Source organism: Cytobacillus sp. Hz8, from assembly GCF_042263505.1.
Taxonomy (GTDB): domain Bacteria; phylum Bacillota; class Bacilli; order Bacillales; family Cytobacillaceae; genus Bacillus_BE.
Genome location: NZ_JBHKFI010000010.1, coordinates 33,415 through 46,731, shown reverse-complemented (window position 1 = coordinate 46,731; position 13,317 = coordinate 33,415). Strand labels below are relative to the sequence as shown.

The window sequence follows — 13,317 nt, the reverse complement described above, 5'->3', positions numbered from 1 at the left end:
AGCTTCATATTTGATATTTGAAAAGCTTGCTATGATAAAATAATTTCATAATATTTCCATTTTAATTCGTTTTTCAAGATTCAATGAACAACCTTCTTTAAAGATTGAATCAAAAGAAGCTGCCTCATGTGCAGCTCTTAATTTTCAAATATTCATTATTCCTTCCACTCTACCTTGCTCAAAAGGTTCCATTTAAATAGACCAAGAATAAAAGTTAAATATGAATCCCTTTTGACAATAATTTGAACATAGTCCTTAAACGTATAGAAGAGAATATCAGTATAATAATCATCGCTTTCAAAAAACTGTCTTATTTGATGTATTGCATGATGAACTTCTGGTGATTGATATGTAATGATAAACTCAATATCATCATCTCTTTTATTTTCCTTTAACTCAATTTTATCTGTTTCCACTACATAATGAAGGTGTTCCATTGGTGTACCTCCTTTATAGGTATCTAAAATAAATATATGCCATCGATATCACAATCGACAAGAGCATTAACGGAAATCCAACAATAAAATACCTGATAAACGATATTTTGTATCCCTCTTTCCCCGCAAGACCCGCGACAATCAAGTTAGCGCTGGCACCAATTAAGGTTCCGTTTCCTCCCAAACATGCACCAAGTGATAAACTCCACCACAAGGGTTCTAAATTTTGTATCCCTAGTTCCCCCATATCTTTTATAAGAGGGATCATCGTTGCGACAAATGGAATATTATCGACAAATGCTGAAGCAATCGCACTAAACCATAAAACTAGAAAGGAGCTTGCCATTTTGTCTCCTCCTGTTAAATCAATTACAAGTGAAGCTAAGGACTCAATAACCCCTGTTTCTTCCAATCCAGAAACAAGAACAAATAATCCAACAAAGAAAAAGATGGTCGTCCATTCCACTTTCTCTAATGATTTCTCTAAATAGCTTTCACCAGATAATAATAATAAAATAAAGGCAGCAATTAATGCGATGGTCGCAGATTCAACCCCAATGATTTGATGAATAAAGAACCCGACAATGGTTAAAAACATGATGGTTAAGGATTTGATCATTAAGGAGACATTATTGATTTCATCTTTTTCATTTAATTCCAAAATTCTTTGACGTGTTTCGTCATCAATCATTAATTTTTTTCGATACATTCCAATTAATATGAGGATAGTTAAAATCATAATGACAATGATGATAGGTGCTAAATTGGTAATAAACATTCCAAATGTAAGACTGCTAACTGCACTGCCAATCATTATATTTGGTGGATCCCCAATCATAGTTGCAGTTCCCCCAATATTGGACATTAATATTTCCGAAATTAGAAATGGGACTGGCGGAATATTTAATTGTCTTGTGATACTAAATGTGATAGGTACTATTAATAAAACAGTAGTCACATTATCTAAAAAAGCAGAGCCGACAGCTGTAATGAGTGATAGAGCCACAAGAATATATAGTGGTTTTCCTTTTACCTTTTTGGCAGACCAAATGGCAATGAACTTAAATACTCCCGTTTCAGCTGTAATACTCACGATAATCATCATTCCAATTAATAAACCAAGAGTATTAAAGTCGATATGCTCCAATGCGGTTTCTTGTCCGACAATCCCCAAAAAGACAACAAGACCTCCACCGATCATGGCCACTATCGTGCGATGAATCTTTTCTGAAATGATTAACCCATACGTAATTATAAAAATTCCAATTGCAAGTAAGGCCTCAGTGCTCAAACTTTATCACTCCTATTGTTGTTATATGTCCTCATCATGAAGAAAATAAAAAAGAGCCTGCCAAAAAGGGACATAAAAATCCCTCAGTGACAGACTCCTCCAATAACATTCTTTATTCTGCTAAGTGCTAGTGCTAGTATATCATATGAGGAAGAAATATTTAAACATTTTTATTGAAATCTCCTTGTGTTCCTTCCCATTATGATACCCAAAAATTGCTGGCATCAATAAAATGAAAAACCTTTGCTTAAATAAATTTGCAAAGGTTTTTACAAGCAATTCTATTATTCACTACAGTTACATGCACCAATTAAGACTAAACCGACTCCATCTGCATTTTCTTCCTGATCTAATGTTAATTCGTCTGTATCCTCAACTTGCCGATCAATCGCTACTTGAATCCCATTGATTGTTTCAATGGTATCCATTTCCATTGGTGCGTCAAAGGTTAGCCCAATTTTAGGACCACAGCAGCCTTCAACCAACGTTAAACGAAGGCCATCTGCTCCTTCTTCCTTTAAGAATACTTTCAAAAGTTGTTTCGCTTCATCTGTTATGATCATCTATTTTCCTCCTAGACTATTTAAAGAAATAGAAAAAATCGTTGGTTATTGGATTTCTGATTGAACCTCAGAAAGTTTACAGTCTCTCAAATCTTGAACTTTCCCCAAGACATATTAATTAATATAATCCTTTATATTCTCATATCCAAGCTTTTCTTTAAATATCCATGGAATGATCACACATTTATTCACTAAAATTTCATTTTTTGACTCTATTCAAATTCTCCCGCTACGCTTCTTATTAAAAAACCAATTTTGTATTTGAAATAATATGCCTCCACTAGGTTAAAAAAAGAAAAAACTGGTTGATTTACAACCAGTTCAATAAAAATTATCGTCAAGGATTTTTATCCTTTTATTTCTCTCATAATGCTATTTGGATCATAACCAACAATCCATTTTCCATTTACTTCAGATTGCGGAACACCCATTTGACCTGTCATTCTCACCAGTTTTTCCATCAAATGCGGATTCTGTTCAACGTTTATTTCCTTAAAAGGAATATTTTGATCTAAAAGGAAATTTTTCAACATCGTACAGTATGGACAGCGAGTAGTAGTATACACAGTTATAGAATTCATTTTCATTTCTCCCACTTAATAAAATTTATCAATATTTTAAGACCAGGCATTCATGCCACCTTTCACATTTGTCACCTTTGAAAAGCCCATTTTCTTTAATATTTTACTTGCCTTTTGACTCCTCATCCCACTTTGGCATATGACAATGATTTCTTGTTCTTTAGTGAGCTCGTTCGCCTTATTGGATAATTGGTGCAGTGGGATATTTTTGAACCCTCGAATGTGATTTCCTTTAAACTCTCCTGGTGTGCGAACATCAACAAATTGCTTATTGGAACGATCCTTTAATTCATTCTTCAAATCTGCAGCTGAAATATTTCGAACCCCTTTTGTTGGAAGAAATCTCATCAGGATGAACGAAAGGAAAATCAAAATAACGATATAGTTTATATATTCCAAGAAACACACCTCCTTTAACAAATTGTTTTATACATATACCCGTATAGGTATATGTTATTCAAAATAAAAAAAGGTGTCAACTATTTTCTACGAAACGGACATTTTGATTTTTTGCCATTCTCCTGATTCATTTGTTTGTTGATATTAGGACTCCTTTTCATATTTCTTCTTTTTGATGTATAATACCCCTGTTCATATTCTCGTGAATATTAATTTTTGATTGATCACTATTATTCCCCTATACTCCCCCTAAAGTATACGAATATATTTGCAGAATATTTTCATTTAACCAATAAAACAACTTAATTAAGATAAAAAATATTTTAAATTTCATTTAGGGTAATATTCTACATTTGTCATTATTTAGTCTATTTTTGTTCACCTTTTTGAAAAGAAATCAGCAAATATTTTCCCTGATTTTGCTTATGATAAAAATAGAATAATGAGAAAATATGATCAAGAAGGGGTTTTGAATATGGATTACTTTGAGGTGAAAAGTCAATTAACAGCAAAGATCCAGGATTTAAACAAAAAATTAGAAAACAACCAATTAACAGTTGAAGATCATGATTCAATCAAGCGTAGCATTTATAATTATCAATATATTCTCGAATTAACGGATATGAATCATTTCGAACGCGGTTTTAAATATTAAAACAAGGGAGCATATTTATTGCTCCCTTGTTTTTTTATCTAAGTGGATAAACCTTGGGGAAAAATAATGCATTTTTCTTGAAAAACCTATGGCGGATTTGTTTTAATAGAATAATTTTCATCACTTTGTAATATGTATCATGATTTTAAAAAGAATCTTAGACATAAACAAAGTCAATACGGTTTTTATTCAAAATGCTTTCAACAAATAAAAGAACACAGGTCTCAAACCTGTGCTTGATTAGTATTTTTCATCGCTAACGTTAAATACTGACGTGGAGTTCCATAATAATGAACTTGTTTATATTGTGGAAAGTTGGATTCAAAATGGATGAAGATTGGTGAATCAAGAAACCAAGGATAATTCAAATAGAAGCTGCGGTCCCCAAATACAATAGCAGCTAAGGTTTGGTTGAGCTCATTTTGAAAAATGATAAACCTCTGTTTTGCATGTTCTTCATCAAATTCACCACCGCTAACATATACCGTCCCATTCAAAATATATTGTCCTAAATGAGTCACCCATTCAGCTTTTACTTCATCTCGAAAGCTTTTATTTATGGAACTAATTGCATAGCTATTTCCTATGCTTAAATACAATTCTCCTGTAGAGTCTGAATGGGTTAATGTGTATTTCCTCCCATCCACTGGTCTTGATGCAGTTGCAGGAGGCAAGTAAGTGACACTTAATTTATCAAAATGCATCTTATCCATGATAAGCGTCCCTCCTAGTTTTCGCTTATCATATTTTATTCTGAAGACTTAAAAACGTGTCAATTACCTACATTCTTTTCCGTTTATCCGTTTGTTTCACTGTTGTTTTTATTAATTTCCATTTCCCATCTTCATAAAACCAAGTTGAATCCACATATCCAAGGGTATCCGCATTATAAGCTCCACTAAACCGTTGAACTCCTTTTAATCCATACTGATTCCCTTTGACACGAACTGGTTGCAATAAACCATAGGATAGAATCATTAATTCAGTCGGTTCATTGAGCTTCCCGTTTTGGTATAGCCCTAATCTTTCATATTCCTTCGCTCTATTTTTTAAATCAAATGTATAGGATTTTCCTATATTTTCAATTCGCAACGTTGCTTTATAATTATCCAGAAATTGCCCCGTTAACGTGAGTGGGGATGGAGTCGTTAGGTTCGTCAATTGGTAATCCTTTAACGTGTACAAATAATAATTGGATAAGCCACCGCTCCCACCTGTGGCTACAGAAATAAATAGGTCTTTAACACCATCATGATTAAGGTCTCGATACGTAACCTTTGGTTCATATCCTCCTTCAACTGGGATCGTATAGCTTTCTTTATTTGGAGCAACAATCTTAATCCAAATTTTCTTTAAAAAATTTGACCCTTCATCAAAAGGGATTCCCATCACAAAAATAGTTTCCTTCATTCCGTCACCAGTTACGTCCTTCACATCCTTCGAGAGCATCATTGTTTCTTCAGTATTTTGAACAGCTGAAGCCACCGTTATGACACTCATAGACATGAAGAATATAGCGATAAAGGCATATAATGCTTCTTTTTTCACAATAAACTCCCCTTGCTTTTTATAAAGTGAAACTTCCATCAGTGGGGGTTTTCGACGCACAGGACGTGCTAGTGCAGACGTTGCGATTAACATCGCGCTTTTAAGTCTGCCATTTATCCCCCACTGATGGTTAGTTGAACTTATCGGACCTTTACGGACAGTTGATCTCCCAGTTATCTTCTTCGTATTCTCAGAATCTTGAAGTGGGAATCTTACTGTCCGTTAAGAGTGGGATAAACTTGGAGTTATTTTAACCAAGTTTGGAAAAAACATGCATGATGGGTATTTTATTTCTCCTTCAATAAAATCGAAGACAATTTCATCAGACAGTTCAATGAAACTGAAAAAACGGTAGTAAATGGTTCACTAAAATTAACCATTCACTACCGTTTAATGTATTTAAATATTAAGAATTAGATTGTTCGCCTGTTCTTTCTTGTTCAATCACCGTTTTCCAAATTGTAATTGTTTCGCCACTTTCAGATTCATCAATGAGGAAAGATCCATTCGAATATCGATCATTTACACGAAGATCCGCTGCCATGATTTTTTCAGAAATACCTTTTTCCGTTTCCATCCATATTTCGTCAAGATTCGTCGCTAGGACAAAACCAATCACGTGATGTGGGTGATTTTTAAGCTCTCTTAGCATCACCACACCCCGTTTCGCTCGAGAAGTTAATTCGAATTCCTCTAATTTCATTTTCTTAACGGCTCCACGCTGTGTCGCAATCACAACATAATGTCCTTTTTCATTATCGATGGTACTGCCAGCAATGACAAAGTCTCCAGTCTTTAGATTGATTCCCTTTACCCCAGCAGCTCGAGCACCGACAATGTTGACTTCCTCCTCATGGAAACGAAGCCCATAACCAAGATGGGTTGCTAAAAGTATTTGTTTTGAACCATCCGTTACGTGCACATCGATTACTTTATCATCATCTTTTAAATTAATGGCGACAAGCGGCTTTGAATAGCGCTGCGCCTTATAAAATTTTAGTTCCGATTTCTTCACCATTCCATTTTTCGTGACAAAAAGGAAGAAGGCATCTTGTTCAAAATCAGTAATTGGAATTACTTTGATAATTGATTCATCACGATCAATCGGTATGATATTGGCAATATGCTGTCCAAGATCCTTCCAACGAATATCTGGAAGTTCATGAACTGGACAATATAGATAATTGCCTTTGTTGGTAAAAATCAATAGCACATCGGTTGTATTCATATTTAATTGCGCAAGAATGCGATCCGAGTCCTTCATGCCAAAATCCTGGCCATTGGAGGCAGCAAAAGAACGTTGACTCGTTCTCTTCACATATCCTTCTTTTGTTACGGTCACAATCACATCTTCACTCGCAATTAATACCTCAAGATTGATCTTTAATTCTTCAATTTTATCTTTAATAACCGAGCGTCGATTATCAACAAACCTTTTTTTTACATCTTTTAATTCTTTTTTTATGACTGAAAAAAGCTTTTTCTCACTTTCTAAAATCGCTGTAAGTTCCCCAATTTTCTTCGTCAATTCTTCAGCTTCTGCTCGTAAAGCCGTAATATCGGTATTTGTTAAGCGATATAGCTGTAAAGAAACAATGGCTTCTGATTGTGCTTCCGTAAATGCGAATTTTGCGATTAAATTATCCTTTGCATCTCTTTTATCTTTTGAAGCTCGAATCGTTGCAATGACTTCATCCAAAATCGAAAGGGCCTTCATTAACCCTTCAACAATATGCTGACGTTCCTTTGCTTTTTGGAGGTCAAACTGCGATCTTTTGGTAACTACATCTTTCTGATGGTCAATATATGCGTCTAGTAAATCACGAAGTCCCATTAATTTTGGACGCCGATCATAAATTGCCACCATATTAAAATTAAAAGCGACTTGAAGATCACTATTTTTAAATAAATAGTTTAGTACGCCTTCACTATCCGCGTCCTTCTTCAATTCGATTACGACACGCAAACCAGTACGATCCGTTTCGTCACGAACCTCTGCAATTCCTTCTACCTTACGATCTAAACGAAACTCGTCAATCTTTTTCACTAAATTAGCCTTATTAACTTCATAAGGAATTTCTGTGATAACGATTTGTTGTTTTCCACCACGAATCGTTTCAATCTCCGTTTTTGCGCGAACAATAATCTTCCCTTTTCCAGTTTCATAAGCTTTTTTAATTCCGTCTACGCCTTGGATAATTCCCCCTGTAGGAAAATCAGGCCCTTTAATCACAGTCATTAAATCATCGACTGTACAATCAGGGTAATCCATTCGCATGATGACACCATCAATAGCTTCACCTAGGTGATGAGGGGGGATGTCCGTTGCATAACCCGCAGAAATCCCAGTAGACCCATTCACCAACAAATTCGGAAACATGGCAGGCAGTACGGTTGGTTCATTCGTTGTATCATCAAAGTTTGGAATAAATTCAACAGTTCTCTTTTCAATATCTCTTAAAAGCTCAGAAGCGATAGCGGAAAGTCTAGCCTCTGTATAACGCATCGCAGCAGGTGGGTCTCCATCAATACTTCCATTATTACCGTGCATTTCAACGAGGTAATTGCGCACCTTCCAGTCCTGACTTAAGCGCACCATCGCCTCATAAACAGAAGAATCCCCATGAGGATGATAATTACCAATAACATTTCCAACGGTTTTCGCAGATTTGCGGAATGCCTTCTCATGTGTATTTCCTTCTACATGCATCGCATAAAGAATTCTTCGTTGTACAGGCTTTAAGCCATCCCGAGCATCAGGTAATGCCCGGTCCTGGATAATATATTTACTGTATCTTCCAAATCGGTCGCCTAGAACATCCTCAAGAGGAAGGTCGCGATACTTTTCTACAAAACTCATGGTTGTTCAACCTCCTCAATGACCGAAACATTTTCATTTTCTAAAATACTACCTTCTTCTTCAAGTCCGAAGTCTACATGGGATTCAATCCATTTTCTCCGTGGTTCGACTTTATCACCCATTAAGGTTGTCACTCTGCGTTCCGCTCTTGCAAGATCATCAATTCGAACCCGAATTAAGGTTCTCGTTTCAGGATTCATTGTCGTCTCCCAAAGCTGATCCGCATTCATTTCTCCTAGTCCTTTATAACGTTGAATGATATAGCCTTTACCAACCTTTTTAATGGCACCTTGTAGCTCTTCATCACCCCAGGCGTATTCAATAATTTCCTTTTTCCCTGAACCCTTGCTGACCTTATAGAGTGGCGGCAACGCGATATAAACCTTTCCTTCCTCAACAAGCGGCTTCATATAACGATAGAAGAAGGTTAAAAGCAGGACTTGAATATGAGCACCATCCGTATCAGCATCTGTCATGATAATGACTTTATCATAGTTGGAATCCGCAACATTAAAGTCCGTTCCAACACCCGCGCCAATGGCATGGATAATCGTGTTGATTTCTTCATTTTTGAAGATGTCCTGAAGTTTTGCCTTTTCAGTATTAATTACCTTGCCACGAAGAGGAAGCACCGCTTGGAAACGGCGATCACGCCCTTGTTTGGCAGAGCCACCTGCTGAATCCCCCTCGACAAGATATAATTCATTTTTCTCTGGGTTCTTCGATTGAGCAGGGGTTAATTTACCGGATAGAACCGTTTCTCCACGTTTCTTTTTCTTCCCGCTGCGAGCCTCTTCTCTCGCTTTTCTAGCGGCTTCACGGGCTTGATTGGCTTTAATGGTTTTCTTGATCAATAACGAACTAATATCTGGGTTTTCTTCTAAAAAGTAGGACAAATGCTCAGAAACAACAGCATCTACAGAAGAACGTGCTTCACTTGTTCCAAGCTTTCCTTTCGTTTGTCCTTCAAATTGGAGCAATCCTTCCGGCACACGAACCGAAATAACAGCTGAAAATCCTTCGCGAATATCGGCACCCTCTAGATTTTTGTCCTTTTCTTTTAATAAGCCGACTTTCCGGGCGTATTCATTAAATACCCGTGTCATCGCAGTTCTCGCACCCGCTTCATGGGTCCCTCCATCCTTCGTACGAACATTATTTACAAAGGAAAGAACATTTTCAGAATAGCCATCATTAAATTGGAAAGCAAAATCTACTTCAATTTCGTTTTGCGTTCCTTCAAAGTTTACAACAGGGTGAAGCACATCCTTTTCCCCGTTTAAATATTCCACAAATGCTTCAATCCCATTTTCATAATAAAAAATATCATGTGTGTCATTACGATCATCAATGATTTCTATTTTCATTCCTTTTAATAAAAAGGCGGATTCGCGAAGACGCTCACATAGGGTTTCGTAATTATAAGTGGTAGTGGAAAAAATCGTTGGATCCGGCTTAAAGTGAATCGTGGTTCCTGTCTGATTGGTTTTTCCAACCTTTTCAAGTGTTGTCACTGGCTTTCCGCCATTTTCAAATCGTTGTTCATACACATATCCATCACGCTTGATCCGAACAACAAGCCATTCAGATAGTGCGTTTACAACAGATGCACCTACACCATGTAAACCGCCGCTTGTCTTATAGCCGCCTTGTCCAAATTTTCCACCTGCGTGGAGAATCGTAAAGATGACTTCCGGAGTAGGTTTTCCCATCTTATGTATTCCGGTTGGCATCCCGCGTCCTTTATCCTGAACGCTAATGGAGTTATCCTTGTGAATTTTGACAATAATTATATCACCGAAACCCGCCAACGCTTCGTCAACAGAGTTATCGACTATTTCATAAACAAGGTGATGAAGTCCCCTTGCATCGGTGCTTCCAATATACATTCCAGGTCGCTTTCTAACAGCTTCTAGCCCTTCAAGTACTTGTATGGCATCATCATTATAATCAAAAGCTGGTTGATTAGTAGCCATATCCTTACCCCTTTCATTGCTGACAAAACAACAGATCTTCTTAAATACGAATCGGTAACATTCGTATATGTATTCGTTTCAAAGGAAGAAAAATCCTTTAAAACAAATGATAATTTCAAGTAGAACAAATATTCGGGAATTCCATTTCATCATATCACATTTTTTGACGTCTAAGCATTATTGTATCGATTTCTTTCGATTTGGCAAATCAAAACTAGAAAAATTACTCCACTTTTGTTCATGAAAAAACGTGCAAATTCATATTTTTGACAAAAAAAAGAACCGGGCCACACCCGATTCCAGTTAAAATATTACCTAAGAAATCTTATTTTGTCAAAGCGTGCTCTACTTTAATACAGCGATCCATAATAACTGTATATCCCTTATCTTTTAGAAGCTTATAGGCTTCTTCGTTAATAAGCCCTTGCTGTGCCCAAAAAACATCTGCATCGATTTCAAGAAATTCCTTTGCAACCTCTAGTAATTGCTCAGAGCGGCGGAATACATCCACAATATCGACATGTCCTTCGATATCCTTCAGGGAGGCAACTGCTTTCTGTCCTAGAACTTCATCAATCGTAGGATTCACTGGAATGATTTCATATCCTGCATCCTGCATCGCCTTTGATACCATATAACTCGTACGCTCAGGATTACCACTAAGTCCTACCACTGCTATTCTCTTTGCCTTTTTTAATATATCACGTATTTCATCTCTGCTTGGATTTTCAATTGTCATTTTCCCACTCTCCTTATCCAAATTTTTTTGCCACTTAATTTGCACAACTTTTTCTTATTTTACCTTTATTTTCTATTCATTGTACAATATTATGCATCTTTTTTTGGTCAAAAAAATAGTCGAGGACCTTCTCGACTATTTTTACCATGATTATTTTTTCGAAACCTGCTTGTTATTGAAATCAAGTGCTGTCCACGCTGTTTCATCTCCAAAGAATCGGGACCAGCTCGCAACTCCAACGAGATGATATTTTTCTGCGAGTTCGGCTCGTTTTGCTAAAGAAAACTCATCCTCAAGCCATATTTTATATGTTGTTTTTTCTTTTTTAGAATAATATTCTGCATAATTTTGACCGCTTTTTTCATCATAGGTTGGCTTCACTTTCTTTTTCTTCAACCACTTTTTCACATCTTCCATTGATAAAGCCTTTGATGAGACGTCTCCATTATCCTTTTCCGCCCAAAGTCTTGTATAGAGCGGAACTCCAAGAATTAATTTTTGATGCGGCACAACTTCAAGAAGATTTTTCAGGTTATTTTCCACCCAAGGAAAACTGGCAACACTCCCTGCAACAGGGGATGAACCCCAGTGCTCATCATAAGCCATGACGATAAGATAATCAACAGCCTTTGCTAGTTTATCTCGTTGATAAAAAGAAGACCAGGTAGAACCACTTGCCATGAAAGTAATATCCATTGAGACATTTAAACCAGCCTTATGAAAATACGGCGTTGCCTCACGCACAAATTGCGTAACTAAGGAACCATCTTCCTCATTGACATTTTCAATATCAATATTAATTCCATCAAGATGATACATTTTGCTGTAGATAAGGAGCTGACGAATCATGTTTTGTCTTGTCTCAAAATTTAGAAATGCCTCATGGGTAAGCTCGGGATCAAATGCATTAGAAAATAACCCCCATACGTGGTAATTTTGCTTTTTTGCCCATTGAACATAAGCGATAGATCCAAGATTTTGGATTGATCCATCTGAACTCTCGAGCTTAAACCAGGTTGGTGAAACCACATTAACACCAGGCATTTTGGGAAGTTTATCGGTATCTGGATTCTTGGAATAAACTGCTTCCCACGTTAAATGAATTGGTGTTTCAATTTTCTGCAATTGTACCTTTGGCTGTACATGTTTAACAGAAATTTTTTCCTTATTTAAACGTTTAATATAGTCTTGGGGAATAAACCCAGCCTCGCCAGAAGACTTTCGAACGTAATAATATTTGTCCTTTTTCCCTTCAATAAAAAGCTTCTCATTATTATTCAATTGAGCCGTATACGGAGAACGAATCCCAGGTTCAGTCCGAAGACGTAGTTTTTCTTTATTGATTTTTTTGTCAAAGACACTAGCTGTTTGTAAAGTATCTCCATCTTTTTGAATCCAAATGGCCTTTGAATTTGATAGAACCTTATATTTGATAGGATAGTAGTCTAATATTGGCTCTAATGCTACATATTTATCACCATTCTTATCTTGTATTGGCGGAAACTGCAGTTTAACGGATTTTTGATTAACAAAATAGGTTAAGGACTTGGAAGGCATTTGGACAACTTTATCCTTTGTCGTGATAATCACCGATTTTGATTGTTCATCATATGTGATGCTATCATCCAAGTATTTTTTCATAAATTTGATGGGCACATAGACACTTTGCCCCACCACAATCGCATTCCCCTGCTGACTACCTTCAAATAGAATCGGGTACTCTCCAGAGAAATAAGCTTCCTTTTCCCTTGAAGCAAAAGGATATAAGAGTAAGAGAATACTTGAAATAATCAAGAATAAAGCAAATGTGAGCCCTACAATGATGGGCTTTGTACCGAAGGATTTCTTTTTGTAAGTTTCAATTCGCGTCATTTCTTTTCCTCCCCACATCTATCCTAACGAATTCCCTTTAAAATGAAAAGGAATTAATGAATTCTTAAGGGGACAGAATGCAAAGATCTTTAATACAACTCTCATACCTATCAGATTTATCCCCCTCTCTATTTCCAAAAATTTATAATTGGTTGGAGAATAGAATCTCAATGCTTAGGAATAATAGACCAAGTAATGGGGTGCTAGAAAAAGGAGGAGATGGATCAGTGAAAAAAAGAATGAGCTTCCAAAAGGATTTTTTCACAAGAAATTCAAGAAGATATCGATTTACTTTAGAAGAAGAAATGAGCCTGCAATCATATGAGTATCCGACGAATATCTATACCTATTTGAATGAACGAAGTCTCACCGATCATCCAGAAAACGAGTAAATCT

At 36.4% G+C, this 13,317-nt stretch carries 13 protein-coding genes; 2 read left to right on the top strand and 11 right to left on the bottom strand.

Translation table 11 applies throughout. The features are described from left to right. Positions 1-155: 155 nt before the first annotated feature. The 5 genes from ACE38V_RS13405 to ACE38V_RS13385 all read right to left on the bottom strand — a co-directional run bounded on the left by ACE38V_RS13405 (position 156) and on the right by ACE38V_RS13385 (position 3,271). A complete protein-coding gene (locus ACE38V_RS13405) occupies positions 156-437 on the bottom strand; it encodes a hypothetical protein (RefSeq protein ID WP_375841872.1) in 282 nt (93 codons plus the stop codon). 13 nt (positions 438-450) lie between these two features. Then, entirely contained in the window at positions 451-1,728 is a 1,278-nt protein-coding gene (locus tag ACE38V_RS13400) for an ArsB/NhaD family transporter (RefSeq protein ID WP_375841870.1), read from the bottom strand. A gap of 284 nt (positions 1,729-2,012) precedes the next feature. Continuing rightward, on the bottom strand, positions 2,013-2,291 hold the full coding sequence (locus ACE38V_RS13395) for an iron-sulfur cluster assembly accessory protein (RefSeq protein ID WP_375841868.1): 279 nt from the start codon (positions 2,289-2,291) through the stop codon (positions 2,013-2,015). Positions 2,292-2,638: 347 nt separating this feature from the next. Then, the gene (locus ACE38V_RS13390; RefSeq protein WP_375841866.1) at positions 2,639-2,872 is read right to left on the bottom strand and encodes a glutaredoxin family protein; all 234 of its coding nucleotides are present in this window, start codon (positions 2,870-2,872) and stop codon (positions 2,639-2,641) included. A gap of 36 nt (positions 2,873-2,908) precedes the next feature. Next, complete coding sequence (locus tag ACE38V_RS13385) at positions 2,909-3,271, bottom strand: rhodanese-like domain-containing protein (RefSeq protein ID WP_375841865.1); 363 nt, start codon at positions 3,269-3,271, stop codon at positions 2,909-2,911. Between the two features lie 475 nt (positions 3,272-3,746). On the opposite strand from ACE38V_RS13385, the gene ACE38V_RS13380 reads away from it, so the two are divergent. Then, the gene (locus tag ACE38V_RS13380; RefSeq protein WP_375841863.1) at positions 3,747-3,926 is read left to right on the top strand and encodes a DUF3896 family protein; all 180 of its coding nucleotides are present in this window, start codon (positions 3,747-3,749) and stop codon (positions 3,924-3,926) included. A 224-nt stretch (positions 3,927-4,150) separates the two neighbouring features. On the opposite strand, the gene ACE38V_RS13375 is transcribed toward ACE38V_RS13380, so the two are convergent. From ACE38V_RS13375 to ACE38V_RS13350, 6 genes are all read right to left on the bottom strand, one after another. After that, the gene (locus ACE38V_RS13375) at positions 4,151-4,639 is read right to left on the bottom strand and encodes a staygreen family protein (RefSeq protein ID WP_375841861.1); all 489 of its coding nucleotides are present in this window, start codon (positions 4,637-4,639) and stop codon (positions 4,151-4,153) included. 67 nt (positions 4,640-4,706) lie between these two features. Then, positions 4,707-5,474: a hypothetical protein gene (locus ACE38V_RS13370; RefSeq protein WP_375841860.1), complete on the bottom strand. Its 768-nt coding sequence runs from the start codon at positions 5,472-5,474 to the stop codon at positions 4,707-4,709. Between the two features lie 406 nt (positions 5,475-5,880). Next, a complete protein-coding gene (parC, locus tag ACE38V_RS13365) occupies positions 5,881-8,334 on the bottom strand; it encodes a DNA topoisomerase IV subunit A (protein ID WP_375841858.1) in 2,454 nt (817 codons plus the stop codon). Continuing rightward, on the bottom strand, positions 8,331-10,310 hold the full coding sequence (gene parE, locus ACE38V_RS13360; protein ID WP_375841856.1) for a DNA topoisomerase IV subunit B: 1,980 nt from the start codon (positions 10,308-10,310) through the stop codon (positions 8,331-8,333). The genes parC and parE overlap by 4 nt, the downstream gene beginning before the upstream one ends. 325 nt (positions 10,311-10,635) lie before the next feature. Then, positions 10,636-11,049 carry a CoA-binding protein gene (locus ACE38V_RS13355; RefSeq protein WP_375841854.1) on the bottom strand — a complete coding sequence of 138 codons (414 nt, stop codon included), beginning with the start codon at positions 11,047-11,049 and terminating at the stop codon, positions 10,636-10,638. 150 nt (positions 11,050-11,199) lie between these two features. After that, positions 11,200-12,921 carry a glycosyl hydrolase family 18 protein gene (locus tag ACE38V_RS13350; protein ID WP_375841852.1) on the bottom strand — a complete coding sequence of 574 codons (1,722 nt, stop codon included), beginning with the start codon at positions 12,919-12,921 and terminating at the stop codon, positions 11,200-11,202. Positions 12,922-13,148: 227 nt separating this feature from the next. Here ACE38V_RS13350 and ACE38V_RS13345 point away from each other — a divergent pair, with 227 nt between their 5' ends. Beyond that, the gene (locus tag ACE38V_RS13345; RefSeq protein WP_375841851.1) at positions 13,149-13,313 is read left to right on the top strand and encodes a hypothetical protein; all 165 of its coding nucleotides are present in this window, start codon (positions 13,149-13,151) and stop codon (positions 13,311-13,313) included. The last annotated feature ends 4 nt before the right edge of the window (positions 13,314-13,317 follow it).